This window comes from Amycolatopsis sp. NPDC114504 (genome assembly GCF_055633595.1).
Genome location: NZ_JBVKDU010000002.1, coordinates 1,281,639 through 1,300,864, shown reverse-complemented (window position 1 = coordinate 1,300,864; position 19,226 = coordinate 1,281,639). Strand labels below are relative to the sequence as shown.

Here is a 19,226-nt window from a genome sequence, read left to right as displayed (position 1 = left end):
ACAACTCCGCGCACCCAGGTTCGCACAGATCAGCACTGTCGGTGACGGCCGATAGACTGAAAGTGGGGGGCCGCGCCCGTCCCCCACGCCGATCAGGGGCGAGCCGCCGCGCGGGCCGCCGCCGGGTCCGACGTCGCCAACGCCGCTTCAGCCAGCGCCTCACAGTCCGCGAGCGTCGCCGACGCCAGGCTCGCGCCCACCGTGCGGACCGCCGGAGCGTTCATCGACAGGCTCGTCAGGCCCAGGCCGGCCAGGACCAGCGCCAGCCTCGGATCCGCCGCCGCTTCGCCGCACACGCCGGCCGGTTTGCCCGTGGCCTTGGCCGCGTCGCCGATCAGCTTCAGCAGCCGCAGGAGGCCGGGCTGCCACGGGTCGTTGAGCTTCGCCACCGCACCCAGCTGGCGGTCCGCCGCGAACGTGTACTGGGCCAGGTCGTTCGTGCCCACGGACACGAAGTCGACGGCTTCGAGAATTTCGCGGGCGCTCAGCGCCGCGGCCGGGATCTCGATCATCACGCCGGCCCTGGCGATACCGGCGGCGCGGACGCGCTCGGCGAACCAGGCGGCTTCCTCGACCGTCGCGACCATCGGGGCCATCACCGAAACCTCGGCGCCGGAGTCCGCCGCCGCGCCGGCGATCGCCTCGAGCTGGCGGTCCAGCACCTCGGGGCGGTCGAACGCCACGCGCAGCCCGCGCACGCCGAGCGCCGGGTTCGGCTCGGCTTCCGGGGAGAGGAAGGCCAGCGGCTTGTCGGCGCCCGCGTCCAGGGTCCGCACGATCACCGGCTTGCCGCGGAACGGCGAGAGCACCGCCGTGTACGCCGCGCGCTGCTCGGCGACCGACGGTTCCGCCGAGGCGTCCAGGTAGCAGAACTCGGTGCGGAACAGGCCGACGCCTTCCGCGCCCGCGTCCGCCGCGGCCTGCGCGTCGGCCGGGGAGCCGACGTTGCCGTAGACCTTCACGCGGTGGCCGTCGGCCGTCGCGCCCGTGCCGTTCCACTCGGCGAGCTGAGCCTTCGTCGCCGTGACAACCGGCGCCGACGGGTCGGCGACCGCGACGGTGCCCGCGTCGCCGTCGACGGCGAGCGCTTCGGCGTCCAGCGCCAGCAGGCCGCGCACGGCGACGACGGCCGGGATGCCCAGCGCCCGCGCGAGGATGGCGGTGTGGCTGGTCGGGCCGCCTTCTTCGGTGACCAGGGCGAGCACCTTCGCCGGGTCGAGGCCCGCGGTGTCGGCCGGGGCCAGGTCGCGCGCGACCAGCACGCTCGGCGACGCCAGCTCGGGCACCCCCGGCGGTGCGATGCCGAGCAGCTCGGCGACCAGCCGGTCGCGCACGTCACGGACGTCGCGGACGCGCTCGGCCATGTACCCGCCCGCGGCGGCCAGCGCTTCGGCGAAGCCTTCGGCGGACTGGTGGACGGCTCGCGCGGCGGGCAGCCCCTGCGTCTTGACGAGCTGCTCGGCCTGGGACGCGAGCGCGGGGTCGGCCGCCATCGCGGCGGTGGTGATGAGGATCGTCGCGGCCTCGCCGGTGGCGGTCTCGGCCTGCTTCTCGAGCCGGCCGGCGACGATCGCGGCGGCGGGCGCGATCCGGGCGGCTTCGGCGGCGGGGTCGGCCGGGGCGGGGGTGGCGGCGGGCTCGCCGAGCGGCTCCGCGACGCGGACGACGGGACCACTCGCACGGCCGGGGCTGACGGCGACCCCGGAAAGGGTCCCCGCCGACGCACTCTTCCCCGCGGAGGCGGCATCGAACTCAGACATGGTCTAGACCATAGCTCAGATACGTCTGGATATCTCGTGGTGGCGGGCGCAAGCCCCGCTCACGTACCTGTTCGAGCACCGGCCGGACCTCCTCGTGCCACCAGGCGTCGGCCAGTTCGCCGCGGCTGCGCACCGGCCGTCCGGCCAGCATACGGCGGAAACCCCAGGCCTCGGCCGAATCGGCGAGCCGGAACCAGTCCTCCGGGTCGTCGAGCCACAGCCCGAGACGGACGTCGTCCGGCAGCGGGACGCGCTCGAGGAACATCCGCTCGGCGGTCTTCGACGGCAGGTCCGCCAGCGTCAGGCAGCGCAGCGCGCAGGCGACCGTGCTGATCCAGCGGACCCGCGCGCGGATCTTCGTGGCGCCGCGGGCACGCGCGATGGCGACGCGGTGGTGACCGTCGTCGACGAAGAACATGTCGGAGAGGCGCACGAGCCGCACCGGCGGAAGGTCGGCGGAGGTCCGCGTCAGGCGGTCCCAGCGGTCGCGCAGCGCGCGGTTGCGCGGCCGGAACTCGCGGTCGAAGTCGCCGGCGCGGGCGACCGTGCCAACGATGCCCTCCAGCGGGACGTCGTAGACGCCTTCGTCGACCTCGGTCTGCTTGCCGAGCGCCTTCAGGGTTTCCGCGAGCGGCATGATCGCGAGGTGGTCGGGCCGGCGCGCTTCCGCGATCGCCCTCAGTTGGGCGGCGTAGCCACGCCACCAGGCCGAACCGAACGAGTCGCCCATGTGAGGTACAACACCGGGCCCGGGATGATCATTCCCCCAGGTCGGCGGCGCTCGGGTAGGACGGCTGCGCGCCGTGCCGCGTCACACTGAAGGCCGCCACGCGCACCGCGCGCTTCGCCGCGGAGACGAGATCGGTGCCGTCGGCGAGCGACGCCGCGAGCGCGCCGGCGAAGGCGTCCCCGGCGCCGGTGGTGTCAACGGCTTCGACCTTCGGCGACCCGACTTCGGTGGTGCTGTCCTTCTCCACGACGACCGCACCGGCCGCGCCGAGCGTGACGACGGCGGCGCGCGGGCCGAGGTCCAGCAGCTTCCGGAAGTCCTCGCCGGGCCCGGTGAGCCACGCGGCTTCGTGCTCGTTGACGAGCAGGATGTCGAGCTTGGCCAGCGTCTTCGAGGCGAGCTTCGCCGCCGGCGACAGGTTCAGCAGCACCTTGACGCCCTTTTCGGCCGCCCGCGCGACAGCGTGTTCGACAGTCGGCAGCGGCACTTCGAGTGAGGCCACCATGATCTCGACCCCGTCGAAAACGGCGTCGACGTCGGCGGGCTCGAGGCTCGAGTTGGCGCCGGGGGAGACGAGGATGGCGTTCTCGCCGTCCGGGGTCACGGTGATGTAGGCGATGCCGGTCGGCCGCTCGCTGGTCCGGACCAATCCGGTGTCGACCCCGGCGGACCGCAGCGAATCGAGCAGCAGCCGGCCATAGGGATCGTCCCCGACGGCCCCGAGCAACGCGACGTCCGCCCCGAGCCGGCCCGCCGCGACGGCGGTGTTGGCGCCCTTGCCGCCCGGCGAAAGCACGGTGTCGCCGCCCAGCACCGTCTCGCCACCTGCCGGCCGCCGGTCCACCGCGACGACGAGGTCGGCATTGGCGGATCCCACAACGAGGACGTCGGAGTTCATCCCCGCACTGTCCCACGAAAGCCGTCCGACCAGGTCGGGAAGGGTGCCGAAGAGGAAAGTGAAGGTTTTTGTAACTTATCCGGCGTTGAGTGCGACAATCATGCGAGCAGCGGATGACCGTCACTCGATCGGGGGATGTCATTCCCCCGGCCGTCACTACGCGGACCGGTCCCGCTCTCCAGGTGCGTCACCACGCGAGCCGCGGTGACGGTGCCCCGCCGGCGCGAGCCGGACAGGGCATCATGTCGCCGGCGCCGATCACGTAGCCCCCCGAGTGATCGGCGTCGGCGGCGCCCCGACGGCCGGGTCATGCGACGACCAGCCGCAGTACGTGTTTGGCGGCACCCGGGGAGACTTTCGCCGCCAGCGGCCGATCCTCACCGTCGCGGAGAACCGCGTGAACGGCGACGTACCGGCGGGTGGCCTGCTTCGCCGAGGGCTCGACAGTCAGCCGGGCGAGGTCGGCGCGCCGCACCGAGACCGGGTCGCCTTCCTTGGGGCGCCAGGTGATCGCGTCGGCAGTCAGGGCGAATTCGCCCAGCTCGCCCCGATAACGCGTCAGGTAGAGCAGCACCCAGATCGCCACGGCGACCGGCAGCGGGATTCCCGGCGGGATGTCGTAGAACGCGGGCGCCACGAAGTCGGCGATGACGGTCAGCCAGGCGGTCCACAGGATGACCAGCCGGACGGTCGACGATTGTTCGGCGCGGACAGGGATTCCCGGCTGGTCGGCGCGCCAGCGTTTGACCAGCCCCTTCACCGGGTTCGGCACGCCGAAGCCGCCGCGCCGGACGTTCTTGGAGGTCCAGCGCCCGAGTCCCGGCCGGTACCGCTCGATCGCCGCCGACGCCTTTTCGGCCTCTTCCCGGGCCATCGCCGACGTCAGGATGAAGCCGTCCTCCGATCTGTGCCGGCAATCGGGGTTCAGGTTCCGGAGCGCATCGTCGTCCACCAGCAAAACGGCCAGTGCGACCCGGTCTTCCGGCTGTCCTTCCCGGAAGACGAACCGGCGGACGTCATCCCACGGCAGGACGAGCGTCGTCTTGTCTTCGAGCGGCTGCCGGAACCCGTCGGGGCCGAACTCGACCCTGGCCGTCACCATCGCGCCGTTGCGGCGGATGTACCGCCCCAGGATCGGCTTGAAGCACAGGCACAGCAACGCCAGCACGCCGAGCACGGGCGCGACCCAGTACACGACCGGGTCTTCGCTGCGGGCCCACACCAGCAGGCCCGCCGCGACGGCGAACACGACGCCGAAGAACGCCATGCACCCGGCCGCCCTCCTCAGTTCGGCGGGCGGGTTGTGGATCGGCAGCCGGACTCGCACCACGGCTGTTTCCGGCTCGCCGGGAGTCGTCGACACCACGGCGCTAGATCGACCCGGAGATGCGCCGGCCGCCCTGCTGCTGGAAGACCGGCTCGGCGGCCGCGGGCTTCTTTTCGTTGTAGTGGTTTTCGCGGTAGTTCTTGTCGGCCTCGTCGTAAGCGCCCGCGGTCTTCTTGCCCGCTTCCTTCCCGGCTTCTTCGCCGAGAGCCTTGGGCAGCTCCTTGAGCCCGTCCTTGAAGATGCCGGGAGCCGCGCGAGCCGCGTCCCGCAAGGCTTCGAGCAGCTTGCCGCCGACCTTCTTGAAGAGCCCGCTGAGGTCGTTGAACTGCTTGATGCCCTTTTCGAAGGCACGCATCAGTTTCCGCAGCCACTCCGTCATCCGCTCGCCGGTCTTGACGATCTCGACCGTGCCTTCGCCGGCCAGGCCCGCGGGCGCGGCGGGCCCCGGGTAGCGCATGAGGATGCTGATCAGCTTGCCGATGCATTCGGTGAGCAGGTCACGCAGCACGCTGCGCACGACGTTCAGGATGCTCTTGCAGACGTCGATCAGGACCGAGATCGCCTTGGCACCACCGGCGACCCCGGAGTACATGTCGCCGAGCTCGGCCGTGAACGCGCGGTAGGCGTCCGCGCCTTGGCCCGTCCACTCCGCGCTGTCCGCCTTGACCGTCTCCAGGAGGTCCTTGGCGACCGCGTCGATCTCGTCACTGATGTTTCCCCAGGTCTCCTGCATGATGTCGAGCTGTTCCTGGTTCCCGGTCACCCAGTCGAGCGGGGCACGCAGGAATTCGACGTGCTCGATCAGCCAGCCGAGCCCCATGCTGGCGAGGCCCGCGATCGGGTCCTGGAGGAACTCCGCGACACCCGCGGCGCCGAAACCGAGGTTGAGCAGGCCTTCCGTCCAGTCGCCGTCGGCCGCCTTCGTCGCCGCGTCCCAGAAGTCCTGCGCCATCCCGGCGCCTTCGAGCGCCGAGGACCCTTCGTCGACCTTCTTCTTCGCGTCGGTCACCAACGAGTTCTCAGTCAAGGCGGATTCCTTCGAAGTTCGCCTTGACGTCCTGCTCGTACCAGTCGACGTGCTGGGACCAGGTGCGGACGCGGTCGATCTGTTCCTGGGCCACGTTCTTCGCGTGGCCGATGGAGTCGCTCCCCAGGGTCTGGGCGACGCCGCACAGCGCACCGAGGCCGCAGGCCTGGCCGATGAGGCCGAACGCCATCGGGTCGACCACCTGGGCGGCCGCGTCCAGCGTCTTCGCGAACCGGTCGACGAACGGTTCGAGCTTCTTCGCGTGGTTCAGCAACTGCTCCGGCTTGACCCGGATGTCCGGCTGTGGGTTGTTCATCGTCATCCCCTCCCTCTTCGCCCCTGGTTAGCGCAGGTAGTCGCCGTCGCTGAAGTAGTCGTCGTCGGCGCCGTTCCCTAGCTCCCGGCGCGGCGGGGCGGGATTCGGCTCGGGCTTCGCCGGCGGTGGCGATTCCTCTTCCACGATGAAGCGCGCCCCGTCGGTGGCAGGGGCCGCGTAGCCGCCGTCCACGAACCCTTGCGGCTCCGGTTCCGGGTACTCGCGGTGGAGCTGGCCGACCAGCTCGTTCATGGTCTCGGTGCCGGCGATCGACGGCATCCCGGTCTGGACGGCGCTCGCCAGTCCGCTCTGCGCACGCCGGACAGTCCGCAGGATCTCGTCGGCGAGGTTCGCCTTCTCCCGCACGCCGTGCCCGATCTCCAGGCCGACGAGGTTGCCGAGGTGGTTGACCTTGACCGCGATCTGGCCGTCCTGGCTGCGCTCGGACACGGAGACCGTGGCCAGCTCGGCCTGCATGCGGTCGCCACGCTGCTTGGCCTCGGCGATCTTGGCCTCGAAACCCGCCAGCAGTTGCTCAGGGTTCGTCACGCGAACCTCCCCTGTTCACGTCAGTAACCGTACGGCGACCGAGTGTGGCACACCGGTCCGACAGTTTTGCGGCACTTCCGGTTTCCCCACCCGGGCTGGTCAAGTCTTCCCACGTTGAGTAATCAGTGAGGTATTGTCCGTGACGCACGAGGGGTGCTCGAACGCGTGGGGAGCGTGGTTCGGTGGGGTTGTTCGGCGACATGCTCGACGCTGCGAAGCACGTCGGGTCGGAGATCGCGCAGGCCGTCCAGTCGGGCGGTGAGGGGCTCGGCAAGGTTCTGAGCGGTGCGGGCATCGGCCTGCTCGCGGGCGGGCCGATCGGCGCGGTCGCGGGTGCGTACGTCGGTTCGCGGACCGGCACCCGTTGCCGGCGACGGTCCTGGCGGGCAGCCCGTGTGATTCGGCCCTGACCGAGGAGCAGCTGACGGGCTACCTCGGGCAGCCCGGCGCCGCGAAACCCAAGGATTCCGAGCTGGGCCCGATGTGCGACTGGCCCAGCACGTCGGGAAGTGGCGCCGGGATCCTGATCGCCTACGAGACGAAGACCGGGCAGGGGCTCAGCCTCACCTACAAGGTCGAAAAGCCGAAGGCCAGCCGCTGGGTCGACGACCTGGCGCCGATCCAGGGCTATCCGGCTGTCGGCTACGTCGACGTGGGCGCCAGTGGCCAACGCAGCTGCGTGATCGTCGTCGGGGTCTCGGACGAACTGGCCTATTCGATCTCTCTCGTTTTGGGCAGCGATTCGGGTAAGGACGCGTGCGAACTCGGGCGCGGCGTGGCTGACACCGTGCTGACCAATCTCAAGGCGCGGGCCTGAGCTGCACCTTTTCGTTACGGCGGAGATCGCGTTAATGCAAGACTTGTCGTAGTAAGCACCTAGACTGTTCGGATGAGCCACCCCACGCGGAGGGGTCGCGCGCGTGCGGCTACCGAACAGGACATCCGGCGGACCGCTCGGAAGCTGCTCGTCGAGCAGGGGCCCGAAGCGGTCACCCTGCGCGCCATCGCGCGGGAGCTGGGGATCACCGCGCCCGCGCTGTACCGGTACTACGAATCGCGGGATGACCTCGTCGAGAACCTGCGGCTGGACGTCTGCGCCGATCTGGCCGACGAGCTCGCGGAGGACATCGCCGAGCTGCCGGACGACGGGATCATGCGGCTGTTCGCCATCTGCAAGGGCTTCCGGCGGTGGGCGCTCACCCACACGAAGGAATTCACGCTGGTCTTCGCGTCGCCGACCGGTGGGGTCGGGTCCGCGGCCGGCTCCGCGCTGAGCCGGGTCGACGAGCCCTTCGGGCGCATCTTCCTGGCCGCCGCCGGGCGGGTGCTCGCGCGGACCGACATCGTGCTGCCGTCCGCCAGCGGGGTGCCCGACGAGCTGCGGGACGACCTCCAGACGTTCCAGGAGTCGCTGGTCAGCGTGCTCGCCGAGTCCGATCGGCAGGTGCCGGTGGAGAAGATCGACCTCGGCGTGACGTACCTGATGATCCAGTTCTGGGCCCGGCTCTACGGGCACGTCACGCTCGAGGTCTTCGGCAACTACCCGATCCCCATGTCGAAGCCGGACGTCCTGTTCGAGGCGATGCTCATCGACCTCGCCCGGGAGATCGGGCTCTACTCCGGCTAGGACGGCTAGGCCGCGTGGCCGCCGTCCACCGACAGCGTCGCCGCCGTGATGTACGCGGACGCCGGCGAAGCCAGGTAGGACACCGCGGCGGCCACCTCGGACGGGGTCCCGTAGCGGTCGAACGCCGTCAGAGCCCGCTGGTCGGCCGCGTACGGGCCGTCGGCCGGGTTCATGTCCGTGTCCGTCGGGCCCGGGTGGACCAGGTTGACCGTGATGCCGCGCGGGCCGAGCTCCCGCGCCAGTGCCTTGGTCAGGCCGACCATCGCCGCCTTGCTCGTCGCGTACAGCGCCATGCCCGGGCCGGGCACGCGGTCCGTGACGCAGCTGCCGATCGTGATCACGCGGCCGCCGTCACCCAGGACGCCGGCCGCGGCCTGCGTCGCCGCGAACACGCCGCGGACGTTCACCGCCAGCACGCGGTCGACGTCCTCGAGCGCGGTCTCGCCGAAAGCGCCGACGAAACCGGCACCCGCGTTGTTGACCAGCACGTCCAGCCGGCCGAACTCGGCGACCGTCGCCGAAACCGCCGCCGACACCGCGGACACGTCCGCCGAGTCCGCCTGGATCGCCAGCGCGCGACGGCCGAGGTTCTTGATCTGCTCGACCACCTCGGCCGCCCGCGCGACGTTGTTCACGTACGTCAGCGCGACGTCGGCGCCGTCCTCGGCGAGCCGCAGTGCCGTGGCCGCGCCGATGCCACGGCTGCCGCCCGTCACCAGCGCCACCTTGCCGTCGAGGGTCATCCCCGGTTCTCCTTCGATCGAACGGTTTTCCTTGACCGTTCAATCAAATCGAGAACACGCAAGCAGTACCGGCGGCTTTCCGACAGAGCGCTACAGGACGATGTTGACCAGCTTGCCCGGCACCACGATCACCTTGCGCGGAGTGCCGCCGCCGACCAGTGCCGCCACCTTCTCGTCCGCCAGCGCCGCCGCCTGGACCGCGTCCGGCGCGGCGTCCGCCGGCACCGTGACGCGGGAGCGGACCTTGCCGTTGACCTGGATCGGGTACTCGACCGAGTCCTCGACCAGGTACTTCTCGTCCACCACCGGGAACGGGCCCTGCACCAGCGAATCCGCGTGGCCCAGCCGGTGCCACAGCTCCTCCGCCAGGTGCGGGGCCAGCGGCGCCAGCATCAGCACCAGCGGCTCGGCCAGCTCGCGCGGCGTCGACGCGCCGGCGCCGTACACCTTGGTGACGTGGTTGTTCAGCTCGATCAGCTTCGCGCCAGCGGTGTTGAACCGCATCTCCGCGTAGTCCTCGCGGACGCCCGCGATGGTCTTGTGCAGCACCTTGCGGTCCGCCTCCGAAGCGTCCTCAGTGGACACTCGCAGCTCGCCGGTCGTCTCGTCGACGACCAGGCGCCACAGCCGCTGCAGGAACCGGTGCGCGCCCACGACGTCCTTGGTCGCCCACGGGCGCGACATGGCCAGCGGCCCCATCGACATCTCGTAGAACCGGAACGTGTCGGCGCCGTAGTTCTCGGCCATCTCGTCCGGCGTGACGACGTTCTTCAGGCTCTTGCCCATCTTGCCGTACTCCTGGGTGACCTCTTCGTCGTTGAAGAAGTACTTCCCGCCGCGCTCCTCGACCTGCTCGGCCGGGACGTAGACGCCGCGCGCGTCCGTGTACGCGTACGCCTCGATGTAGCCCTGGTTGAACAGCTTCCGGTACGGTTCCTTGGACGTCACGTGGCCCAGGTCGAACAGCACCTTGTGCCAGAACCGCGAGTACAGCAGGTGCAGCACCGCGTGCTCGACGCCGCCGACGTACAGGTCGACGCCGCCGGTGTCGTCCGCGCCGTACTCACCCGGCCGCGGGCCCATCCAGTACGCCTCGTTTTCCGGCGCGCAGAACGTCTCCGCGTTCGTCGGGTCCAGGTAGCGCAGCTGGTACCAGCACGAACCCGCCCAGTTCGGCATCGTGTTGATGTCACGGCGGTAGGTCTTCGGGCCGTCACCCAGGTCCAGCTCGACCTCGACCCAGTCGGTCGCGCGGGCCAGCGGGGACGACGGCATCGAGTCGCGGTCCTCGGGGTCGAACGTCACCGGCGAGTAGTCGGCGACCTCGGGCAGCTCGATCGGCAGCATCGACTCGGGGACGGCGTGGACTTCGCCGTCCTCGTCGTAGACCACCGGGAACGGCTCGCCCCAGTAGCGCTGGCGCGAGAACAGCCAGTCGCGCAGCTTGAACTGCACGGTGCCGACGCCAGCGCCCTTTTCGGCCAGCCAGTCGATGATCGTCTTCTTGGCCTCGGCGACGTCCATGCCATCCAGGCTGAGTCCATTTTCTTGCCGAGAGTTGATCGCCGGGCCGTCGCCGGTGAACGCCTTGCCGTCGAAGCCTTCCGAGGGCTGCACGGTCCGGATGATGTCCAGCCCGAACTTCTCGGCGAACTCCCAGTCGCGGACGTCCTGGCCGGGGACGGCCATGATCGCGCCGGTGCCGTAGCCCATCAGCACGTAGTCGGCGACGAAGATCGGGATCTGCTTGTCGTTGACCGGGTTCGTCGCGTACGCACCGGTGAAGACGCCGGTCTTCTCCTTGTTCTCCTGCCGGTCCAGCTCGGACTTGCGGGAGGCGGCGACGCGGTACTCCTTGATGGCCTCGGCGGGCGTCGCGGCGCCACCGGTCCAGCGCTCGTCCACGTCGGACGGCCACTCGGCCGACGTCAGCTTGTCGACCAGCGGATGTTCCGGCGCCAGCACCATGTACGTCGCGCCGAACAGGGTGTCCGGACGGGTCGTGAAGACCTCGATCGCGTCGTCGCCCGCCTTGAAGGTGACGCGGGCACCGTGCGAGCGGCCGATCCAGTTCCGCTGCATGGACTTGACCTTCTCGGGCCAGTCCAGCAGGTCCAGGTCGTCGACCAGGCGGTCGGCGTACGCGGTGATCCGCATCATCCACTGGCGCAGGTTGCGGCGGAAGACGGGGAAGTTGCCGCGCTCGCTGCGGCCGTCGGCGGTGACCTCTTCGTTCGACAGCACCGTGCCCAGGCCCGGACACCAGTTGACCGGCGCCTCGGAGATGTAGACCAGCCGGTGGTCGTCGATGATCGTCTTGCGCTCGGACGCGCTCAGCGACGCCCAGTCACGACCGTCCGGCGTGGGGCGCGAGCCGTCGGCGAACGCGGCTTCCAGCTCGGCGATCGGCCGCGCCTTGCCGGCCTCGGTGTCGTACCAGGAGTTGAAGATCCGCAGGAAGATCCACTGCGTCCAGCGGTAGTACTCGGGGTCGATCGTGGAGATGCGACGGCGTTCGTCGTGGCCCAGGCCCAGGCGCCGGATCTGGCGCAGGTAGGTCCGGATGTTCTCCTCGGTCGTCTTGCGCGGGTGCTGCCCGGTCTGGACCGCGTACTGCTCGGCCGGCAGGCCGAACGCGTCGAAGCCCATCGTGTGCAGCACGTTGCGCCCGATCATCCGGTGGTACCGGGCGAAGACGTCGGTGCTGATGAAGCCCAGCGGGTGCCCGACGTGCAGGCCGGAGCCCGACGGGTACGGGAACATGTCCTGGACGAACAGCTTGTCGCTGGGGACCGGCTGCCCCTCGACCGCGAGCGGCCCGACCGGGTTCGGCGCGTGGAAGGTCCCCTGGTCGGCCCAGTGGTCCTGCCAGCGCTGCTCGATCTGGCCGGCCAGCGCGGCCGTGTAGCGGTGCGCGGGGACGTCGGTCCCGGTCGCCTCAGTCATCGCCGTCATCCTTCGGTTTCGCCACTCCAGAAACAACTCGACCCCTCAGCCACCAGGGCATGAGGGGTCGCCGCGCCGGCCGGGCCGGGCCCGGTCAGCGCGGCAGGCTAAGGAGCAGCCGAGCCGTGTTCATATGTTCATCGTAACTTGCTGGTCAAAGCCGTTCCGAGGGGACCGCCAGTGCGGCGAACTGGGTGACCTGAGTGGCCGAGAAGTTGTTGTCGCTGACGATGATCAAGCTGCGCTCGCCGTTCGGCAGCTTCGGGCCCCACGTCATGCCCTCCAGGTTGTCCACAGTGGACAGCCCGAGGTCGGCGGCGTCGAAGAGGAAGCGCTTCTTGACCGGCTTGACGTGCTTCGCGTCGGCCAGGGACTTCACGTTCAGGACGTTCGTCGCGCCCTTCGTGTCGATCTCGTAGACGCGCACCTTGTTGCCGACGCCGGTGACGAACGAGCGTTCCATCATCAGGAACTTCGTCGGGTCGGCCTGGTCGACGGCCAGCATCGAGGAGACGCCGGTCGTCGCGAACGCGCCAGCGGGGACCGGTGACGCGAAAATCGGCTCCTGCGGGTACGCGTACTGCGCCAGGACCGGGCCGAAGCGCGACTGCAGGGTGATCCGGGAGACGCCGCCGGTCGTGCGGGTCGACTCCGGGCCGTCCTGCAGGAGCGGGCCTTCGACGTCGCTGGCGATCAGCGAGCCGAAACCGGTGAAGGTGAGGCCCTCGAGCACGAGGTTCTGCCGCGGGCCCGCGGTCGGCGTCATCTTCTCGTTCGCCGGGATCGGCAGGTCGCGGACGTATTTTCCGTCGCGGCGCGCCTCGCGGATCGACGGGTCGATCAACGTCGTCGCGGTGCGCTCGCCCTCCTGCGACCAGTAGTAGTCGCCGGTCCACGGGTCGACGCGCAGCTCTTCGGGGTCGATCGTCTGCTCGTTCTGCGGCTTCGACGGGTCGTTCTGCGCGAGCGGCGGGTACGGCGTGCCGTCCGGGCGCAGCAGCGGCTTCGTGCCGGTGAAGGTCACCGGGCCGACGCCGTCGCCCGACACCGGGAAGGTCGCCGTGTAGAAGCGGGCGGGGTTGATCGCGGACCGGTCGTCGCAGATCAGGGCGTATCCGCCGGTCCGGGGGTCGTAGTCGATGCTGGAGAGGCCGCCGACCACCGTGCCCTGGAAGAGCAGGGAGTTGGGGACGATCTGCTCGCCGAGCAGACGGACGGGCCGCTGGTGACTTTCGGTAGCGCTCGCCGGTGTTGCGGCGACGAGTCCCCCGATCAGGGCAGCGGTCAACACAGTGGGCAGTACGCGCGGTGACATGGCCTGTAGCACAGTCGATCAGGGTATCCGCCAGGTTGCCAGGACGTCACGCTTATCCTTGACCTCGTGTTCGCTATCGCGCTGGTTCCGGTCGTGCTGGGTCTGCTCGTCGGCTTTGGTGGGTTCCTCGGGTTCCGTGAGCGCTTGACGCGCGAGGGCGGCACCGGGGTGCGCACGCAAGCCGCGCTGCGCAGCGAAGAAGCGTTCAAGCTGGCCAACCGCATCGCGGGGCTGCCGACCATGGCCGGTGGCGCGATCTCCGTGCTCACCGGGCTGGCCGGGCTCGCGATGCCGACGACCGGTGGCCTGATCTCCGCCGCGCTCGCCGGCGTGCTCGCCATGCTCCTGCTGGTCATGGGCGGCGGGGTGCTCGGCAACCGGGCCGCGCTGACCGTGCCCGTGCCGGCTCCGGCGGCGCCCGCGGGCTGCACCGGCTGCGCGTGCGGCTCCGGCGGCTGCGGGGTCTTCAAGAAGGACGAAGCCTAATTCCGCTGGAGGTCGCCCGGATGGGTGGCCAGCAGCGCGATCGGGACGCCCTGGCGGCGCAGCACCTGGCTCCACAGGTCGCCGCTCGGTGACGCGAGGATGTCGCTCGGCAGCGCGGGCACGATGACCCAGTCGTCGCGCTCGATCTCACCGGCCAGCTGACCGGAGTCCCAGCCCGCGTACCCGGCGAAGACGCGCACGCCGCGGACCTTCGGCACCAGCGCCTCGGGATCGGTGTCCAGGTCGACGAGCGCGACCGGGCCACGGACCGCGATGACGCCCGGCACGCTCGCCGCCGTCTCGCCGGTGCGCAAGGCGGCCAGGCACAGCGCGGTTTTCTTCTCGACCGGCCCGCCGACGAACACCGCCTGCGGCTCGGCGACGTGGCCGCCCCAGTTGGGCAGTACGTCGTGCACCGCGACGTCGCTCGGCCGGTTCAGGACCACGCCGAGCGTGCCTTCGTCGCGGTGATCGATGACGAACACGACGGTCCGCCGGAAGTTGGGGTCGACCATCGTGGGGGCGGCGACCAGGAGCGTTCCCGGCTCAACCTCGGCGTCCGCTGGCACGCGACCCATGATCTCACCTCTGGCCCGGCGAATTACTTCGGCTCGGGAACAATCGCCTCAGCAGCCTCGTTTGAAACAGTGGTCGGCGCACTCCGTGTCCCCCGGGCTCACTGAAGAACCGCCTTTGTGGAATACCGTCCGGCAGGAGCCACACTGCGCATAGCCGCCGAGAGGCGAGGCTGAGTGCGCCGGCCACCCTCTACTCTTGCTCCGTGACGATCAGCACCGGAGCGGCTACCACCCGGCGAGGCCCCCGGGAGCTGCTCAAAGATCCCGACTTCAGACGTCTCCTCTTCACGCGGTTCGCCGCCAGCTGGGGTGACGGCGTCTTCCGCGCGGGTCTCGCCGGAGCCGTGCTGTTCAACCCTGAGCGTGCCGCCGATCCATTGGCCATCGCCGGCGGGTTCGCGGCGTTGCTGCTCCCGTACTCCGTCGTCGGACCGTTCGCCGGAGCCCTGCTCGATCGCTGGGACCGCCGGAAAGTCCTCATCTTCGCGAACCTCCTGCGTGGCTTGGCGATTGTCTTGGCGTCCGCCGCCGTCGGCTTCGGGTTCGGCGGGCTCGGCCTGTTTTCGCTGGCACTGGCCGCGGAAGGGATCTCACGCTTCATCGGCTCCGGGCTTTCGGCGTCGCTGCCGCACGTCGTGGAGAAGGAGAGCGTCGTGACGGCGAACGCCTTCGCCACGACGCTCGGCTCGGTGATCGCCGTCATCGGCGGTGGCTGCGCGATCGGGTTGCGGGCGCTGTTCGGCAGCAACGACGTCGGCTCGGCCGAGACCACGGTGTTCGCCGTCCTCGGCACGCTGGTCTCGGCGTTCATCGCGCGCGGCTTCGCCCGCGGTGTGCTCGGGCCGTCGGTGGTCGACGAGCCGCCGAACCCCGTGCTGGCCGTCGCGCGCGGGCTGGCCGACGGCGCGAGGCACGCCTGGCGCGCGCCGAGCGTCACGGCCGGGTTCATCGCGTTGTTCGCGCACCGGGCGTCGTTCGGGGTGTCGCTGCTGGTCACCGTGCTGATGATGCGGAACTACTTCACCGACCACGGCCTCTTCCGCGCCGGCCTGCCCGGGCTCGGGCAGATGGCCGCGCTCGCCGGCGCCGGCCTGCTGATCGCCGGCCTGCTGACCGCGCGGCTGATCCGCAAGTTCGGCCGGCTGCGCGCGGTGCTCGGCGCGCTGCTGCTCGCCGCGATCGCACAGTCCGCGCTGGGCCTGCCGATGGTGCTGCCGCTGGCGCTGCTCGCGTCGTTCGTCATCACCGGGGCCGGGCAGGTGCTGAAGCTCTGCGTCGACTCGTCGATCCAGCTCGACGTCGCCGACGAAGCCCGCGGCCGGGTGTTCGCGCTCTACGACACGCTCTTCAACATCACGCAGGTGGCGGCGGTTTCCCTGGGTGCGCTGGTCGTGCCGGACGACGGCCGTTCGCCGGGCCTGCTCATCGCGGCGACCGTCTGCTACCTGGTCGGCGGCGCCGGGTACGCCGTGGCGCGGCGCCGGACGGTCCGGTGAGGGAAAACCACGAACCGGTCACGGTGACTGCTCCATTGGCATTAGGGTGACGGCAAGTCATTAGTAGGTTCGAGGGACACCGGGGGCACCTGTGACCACCGCGGGCGACGACCGTGCACGGCTCGAAGCACGCAATGCCGCGATGAAGGACCAGATGGACACCCTCCTGGAGAACTTCGAGCGGCAGACCGCGCAGCTGCGTGACGCCCAGGCCGCGGCCGCGGAAACCACCGCTCAGGTGAGCTCGTCCGACGGACTGGTCCGCGCCACCATCGACGCCGGCGGCAGCCTCGCGAAGCTCGAGTTCGCGCCGAACGCGTTCGAACGCACGACTCCGGCGCAGCTCGCGAACACCGTCCAGACGGTGGTGCGCCAGGGATCGCTGCAGGTCAAGCAGAAGATCGCGGACCTCATGGCGCCGATCACGGAGGGCTTGCCGGACCTCGCGGACCTCGTCGAAGGAGCGCCGTCGCTGGCCGGGCTGGTGCCGCAGATCCCTTCGTTCGACGAGACGCCCGAGGAAGCGCCGCAGAACTCGTACGAAGAAGGCGGCCCGATCCTGCGCAACGAGGCCGTGCCGCCCCCGATGCCCGCACCCAAGCCGACTCCGAAGCGCGTCCGCCCGCCGCGTGACGAGGACGAGGAGCCACCGTCGTCCTGGATGACGAGGGGCGACTGATGCCCGCAGGGGGCTCCGGGTTCACCGCGGAACCCGACGCCGTCCTGAGCGCGTCGAACGGCCTGACCAAGGCGGCGGACGGCCTGGACAGCGCACTTAAGGCGTTGCAGGGTGCCCTCGACGCGCAGGGCGCGTGCTGGGGCGACGACGACTCCGGCAAGGAGTTCGCCAAGGACTACGTGCCCGGTTCGCAGGGCGCCGTCGAAGGTTTCGGCAACCTCGTGCAGGGGTTGCGCGGGATGCAGCAGAACGTCGCCAAGTCGATGAAGGCGCTGTCGGGCGCCGACGAAGACGTGACTTCGCAGCTCGGCAAGGGGCAATGACCCGTGGGTATGGAGATGCCCGACGCGGTCAAGTGGCTGCTGCCGATCGTCGTCGGGGAGAGCTGGCCCGAGGGCGACGAGACCAAGCTGCGCGCGTTGAGGGACGCGTGGCACACGGCATCCGCGGCGATCGCCCCGGCATCGGAGGCCGGTAACCAGGCGGCATCCGGCATCCGCGACAACTGGACGGGCGACGGCGCCGACGCGTTCGTGGAGCAGTGGAAGAAGTTCGTCGAGGGCGACGAGGCGTACTTCAAGCAGCTGACCGACGCGACGAAGGCCCTCGGGGATTCGTGCGACCAGACGGCACTGGACGTCGAGTACACGAAGTACATGATCATCATCTCGCTGATCGTGCTGGCGGCCCAGATCGCGGCGATGATCGCAGCGGCAGCGGTGACGTTCGGCGGTTCGACGGCGGGCATCGCACCGGCCCAGGTCGCGACGCGGATGACCGTGCAGATGCTGTTCCGGCAGCTGCTCGAGAAGCTGGCGCAGCAGGGGTTCAAGCAGGTCGCGAAGGAGCTGCTGGAGAAGCTGCTCAAGCAGGGTCTCAAGAAGATCGGCATGGAGGTCCTCAAGAACGAGGCCATCAACCTGGGGATGGACGCGGGCATCCAGGGCCTGCAGATGGCGAAGGGGGATCGCCAGAGCTGGGACTGGTCGAAGACATCGGATGCGGCGATCTCCGGTGCTGTCGGTGGTGTGGTGGGGGCTGCCTCGGGGTCGATCGGGCGGGGGGCTACTGAGGGGCTTTCGCATTCTGCTGGTGGTCAGGTCGCGGACGCGGCTATGCGGGCTGGGGCTCGGGGGGCTGTTGAGGGGGTTGCGCAGACCGTTGGGCAGGCGGCGGTTACTGGGGATTTGGGGTCTTTGACGCCTGAGCAGTTGCTGACTGGGGCTTCCAGTGGGGCTGTGGGGGGTGCGGTTGGGGGCGCCAAGGAGCAGATGCACTCGGTTCATGAGGCGAACATTCCGCGGGATGCGGGTGGGGCTGGGGATTCGGGGGAGTCTCGGTCGGGGGCTGGTTCGGATGGGGAGCCGGGGTCGGCTTCGGAGCCTGAGTCGCGGGGCGAGTCTGAGTCGCGGGAGCCGTCGGCTGAGCCGGAGTCGCGTGGGGAGGAGCCTTCTCGGGGGCCGGAGTCGCGGGGTGAGGAACCGTCGTCGCGGTCTGAGTCGCGGGGCGAAGAACCGCCGTCGCGGGGTGAAGAACCCTCGTCGGGTCCTGAATCACGCGGTGAAGAACCGTCGCGAGAGCCCGAGTCGCGCGCTGAGGAGGCGCGGCGGGAGCCGTCGTCCGAACCGGAGTCGCGCGCTGAAGAGCCACGGCGTGAGGCGGCGCCTGAGCCGGAGTCCCGTCGCGAACCTGAGCAACGCGCGGACAGCGCGCCGGCTCAGGAGCCGGAACGCCAGACGGTCGAGCCGAGGCAGACGGCGGATGAGCCCCAGCAGCCCGATGGGCCGCGTCCGAGTGCCGACCAGGTCCAGCAGTCAGAACGTCCGCAGCAGCCCGAAGCCAGGGCGGCGTCCGAAAGTCCGGCACCTCAGCAACAGCCCCCAGCCCCGGCCCCATCACCAAGCCAGCCGGCACCTTCGACGGGTGCGATCTCATCACACGGCGCGACGCCAAGCGCACCGTCGAACGGCGGCTACGGCATGGCCCCACCGGCAGCAGGCCCGGAACCAGGCCGTCAGACCGGTGGACGCCCGCAGGACAACGTCGGAGCGGCCGGCTTCACCGGCGGCACGAACCAGCCATTCGCAGCCGATGGGGGGACGACGCCGTTCCAGAACGGACCATCGCCCCAGCAGGGCCCGTCCCAAGGCGGATTCGCACCACCCCCACCAGGCGGAATGCCTGGCGGCGGAGGTGCACCAGGACGCGCGGGCGGCCCGGCCCAGCAGGCCCCGATGCCTCCGCGCGGCGGCCAGCCGACGCACGAGCAGCCCCGTCGAATGCCACCGCAGGACCCGCGCCGGATGCCACCGGGCGGCCAGCCGATGCATGGCCAACCGTCGGCGCCGCCGGGTGGGCGACCGCCCCAAGGCGTCCAGCCACACGGCGGACAACCGCAGAGCAGCCAGCCACCGCACGGCGGGCAGGCCGGCCAGCAATCGCACGGCGGGCAATCACCGAACGGCGGCCAGCCGCAGGCCAACCAGCAACCGCGCGGCGTCCAGTCCCAAGGTGGGCAACCGCAGAGCGGCCCGCTACACGGCGGGCAGTCGCAGGGTGGGCAACCGCAGCCCGGCCAGCAACCGCACGGCGGACAACCGCAGGGTGGGCAGCCACTGCACGGCGCCCAGCCACATGGCGGGCAGCCGCAGAGCGGACAGCCACCGCACAGCGGGCAACCGCTTCACGGTGGCCAACGGCTGCCGGGAGGTCAGGCGCCGTTCGGCGGGCAGCTTCCACACGGTGGGCA

At 70.3% G+C, this 19,226-nt stretch carries 19 protein-coding genes and 1 pseudogene; 8 read left to right on the top strand and 12 right to left on the bottom strand.

Annotated features, from left to right (window positions below; translation table 11 throughout):
- Window positions 1–92: 92 nt before the first annotated feature.
- The 7 genes from ptsP to ACZ7PG_RS18070 all read right to left on the bottom strand — a co-directional run bounded on the left by ptsP (window position 93) and on the right by ACZ7PG_RS18070 (window position 6,607).
- Window positions 93–1,760 carry a phosphoenolpyruvate--protein phosphotransferase gene (gene ptsP / locus ACZ7PG_RS18100; protein ID WP_470240171.1) on the bottom strand — a complete coding sequence of 556 codons (1,668 nt, stop codon included), beginning with the start codon at window positions 1,758–1,760 and terminating at the stop codon, window positions 93–95.
- The gene (locus tag ACZ7PG_RS18095; RefSeq protein ID WP_470240170.1) at window positions 1,753–2,490 is read right to left on the bottom strand and encodes a hypothetical protein; all 738 of its coding nucleotides are present in this window, start codon (window positions 2,488–2,490) and stop codon (window positions 1,753–1,755) included. Before ACZ7PG_RS18095 ends, ptsP begins: the two co-directional genes overlap by 8 nt.
- Window positions 2,491–2,518: 28 nt before the next feature.
- Window positions 2,519–3,388: a ribokinase gene (locus ACZ7PG_RS18090; RefSeq protein ID WP_470240169.1), complete on the bottom strand. Its 870-nt coding sequence runs from the start codon at window positions 3,386–3,388 to the stop codon at window positions 2,519–2,521.
- A gap of 307 nt (window positions 3,389–3,695) precedes the next feature.
- Window positions 3,696–4,715: a hypothetical protein gene (locus tag ACZ7PG_RS18085; RefSeq protein ID WP_470240168.1), complete on the bottom strand. Its 1,020-nt coding sequence runs from the start codon at window positions 4,713–4,715 to the stop codon at window positions 3,696–3,698.
- A gap of 43 nt (window positions 4,716–4,758) precedes the next feature.
- On the bottom strand, window positions 4,759–5,742 hold the full coding sequence (locus tag ACZ7PG_RS18080) for a WXG100 family type VII secretion target (protein WP_470240167.1): 984 nt from the start codon (window positions 5,740–5,742) through the stop codon (window positions 4,759–4,761).
- Window positions 5,735–6,058 (bottom strand): hypothetical protein, encoded by a 324-nt coding sequence (locus ACZ7PG_RS18075; protein WP_470240166.1) that lies wholly within the window; start codon window positions 6,056–6,058, stop codon window positions 5,735–5,737. Before ACZ7PG_RS18075 ends, ACZ7PG_RS18080 begins: the two co-directional genes overlap by 8 nt.
- A gap of 27 nt (window positions 6,059–6,085) precedes the next feature.
- Window positions 6,086–6,607, bottom strand: coding sequence for a YbaB/EbfC family nucleoid-associated protein (locus ACZ7PG_RS18070; protein WP_470240165.1), 522 nt, complete (start codon window positions 6,605–6,607; stop codon window positions 6,086–6,088).
- Window positions 6,608–6,789: 182 nt separating this feature from the next.
- Here ACZ7PG_RS18070 and ACZ7PG_RS18065 point away from each other — a divergent pair, with 182 nt between their 5' ends.
- The 3 genes from ACZ7PG_RS18065 (at window position 6,790) to ACZ7PG_RS18055 (ending at window position 8,234) form a co-directional block, all read left to right on the top strand.
- Window positions 6,790–7,017 (top strand): hypothetical protein, encoded by a 228-nt coding sequence (locus ACZ7PG_RS18065; protein ID WP_470240164.1) that lies wholly within the window; start codon window positions 6,790–6,792, stop codon window positions 7,015–7,017.
- The gene (locus ACZ7PG_RS18060) at window positions 6,972–7,424 is read left to right on the top strand and encodes a DUF3558 family protein (RefSeq protein WP_470240163.1); all 453 of its coding nucleotides are present in this window, start codon (window positions 6,972–6,974) and stop codon (window positions 7,422–7,424) included. The genes ACZ7PG_RS18065 and ACZ7PG_RS18060 overlap by 46 nt, the downstream gene beginning before the upstream one ends.
- Before the next feature lie 72 nt (window positions 7,425–7,496).
- Window positions 7,497–8,234: a TetR/AcrR family transcriptional regulator gene (locus ACZ7PG_RS18055; RefSeq protein ID WP_470240162.1), complete on the top strand. Its 738-nt coding sequence runs from the start codon at window positions 7,497–7,499 to the stop codon at window positions 8,232–8,234.
- A 5-nt stretch (window positions 8,235–8,239) separates the two neighbouring features.
- On the opposite strand, the gene ACZ7PG_RS18050 is transcribed toward ACZ7PG_RS18055, so the two are convergent.
- From ACZ7PG_RS18050 to ACZ7PG_RS18040, 3 genes are all read right to left on the bottom strand, one after another.
- Window positions 8,240–8,977, bottom strand: a complete 738-nt coding sequence (locus tag ACZ7PG_RS18050) for an SDR family oxidoreductase (RefSeq protein ID WP_470240161.1) — start codon at window positions 8,975–8,977, stop codon at window positions 8,240–8,242.
- Window positions 8,978–9,067: 90 nt separating this feature from the next.
- Window positions 9,068–11,923 (bottom strand): leucine--tRNA ligase, encoded by a 2,856-nt coding sequence (gene leuS / locus ACZ7PG_RS18045; protein ID WP_470240160.1) that lies wholly within the window; start codon window positions 11,921–11,923, stop codon window positions 9,068–9,070.
- Between the two features lie 154 nt (window positions 11,924–12,077).
- Window positions 12,078–13,238 carry an esterase-like activity of phytase family protein gene (locus ACZ7PG_RS18040; RefSeq protein ID WP_470240159.1) on the bottom strand — a complete coding sequence of 387 codons (1,161 nt, stop codon included), beginning with the start codon at window positions 13,236–13,238 and terminating at the stop codon, window positions 12,078–12,080.
- Window positions 13,239–13,304: 66 nt separating this feature from the next.
- Here ACZ7PG_RS18040 and ACZ7PG_RS18035 point away from each other — a divergent pair, with 66 nt between their 5' ends.
- Window positions 13,305–13,724, top strand: coding sequence for an SdpI family protein (locus tag ACZ7PG_RS18035; RefSeq protein ID WP_470240158.1), 420 nt, complete (start codon window positions 13,305–13,307; stop codon window positions 13,722–13,724).
- On the opposite strand, the gene ACZ7PG_RS18030 is transcribed toward ACZ7PG_RS18035, so the two are convergent.
- Window positions 13,721–14,302: a YqgE/AlgH family protein gene (locus tag ACZ7PG_RS18030; protein WP_470240157.1), complete on the bottom strand. Its 582-nt coding sequence runs from the start codon at window positions 14,300–14,302 to the stop codon at window positions 13,721–13,723. The genes ACZ7PG_RS18035 and ACZ7PG_RS18030 overlap by 4 nt on opposite strands.
- Before the next feature lie 203 nt (window positions 14,303–14,505).
- Here ACZ7PG_RS18030 and ACZ7PG_RS18025 point away from each other — a divergent pair, with 203 nt between their 5' ends.
- From ACZ7PG_RS18025 to ACZ7PG_RS18010, 4 genes and pseudogenes are all read left to right on the top strand, one after another.
- Entirely contained in the window at window positions 14,506–15,798 is a 1,293-nt protein-coding gene (locus ACZ7PG_RS18025) for an MFS transporter (RefSeq protein ID WP_470240156.1), read from the top strand.
- Window positions 15,799–15,940: 142 nt separating this feature from the next.
- Complete coding sequence (locus ACZ7PG_RS18020; RefSeq protein ID WP_470240155.1) at window positions 15,941–16,477, top strand: YbaB/EbfC family nucleoid-associated protein; 537 nt, start codon at window positions 15,941–15,943, stop codon at window positions 16,475–16,477.
- Window positions 16,477–16,800 carry a WXG100 family type VII secretion target gene (locus tag ACZ7PG_RS18015; RefSeq protein ID WP_470240154.1) on the top strand — a complete coding sequence of 108 codons (324 nt, stop codon included), beginning with the start codon at window positions 16,477–16,479 and terminating at the stop codon, window positions 16,798–16,800. The genes ACZ7PG_RS18020 and ACZ7PG_RS18015 overlap by 1 nt, the downstream gene beginning before the upstream one ends.
- A 9-nt stretch (window positions 16,801–16,809) precedes the next feature.
- A pseudogene (locus tag ACZ7PG_RS18010) lies at window positions 16,810–17,241 on the top strand (WXG100 family type VII secretion target); the annotation flags it as partial.
- 1,770 nt (window positions 17,242–19,011) lie between these two features.
- On the opposite strand, the gene ACZ7PG_RS18005 reads toward ACZ7PG_RS18010, so the two are convergent.
- On the bottom strand, window positions 19,012–19,218 hold the full coding sequence (locus ACZ7PG_RS18005; protein WP_470240835.1) for a hypothetical protein: 207 nt from the start codon (window positions 19,216–19,218) through the stop codon (window positions 19,012–19,014).
- Between the last annotated feature and the right edge of the window lie 8 nt (window positions 19,219–19,226).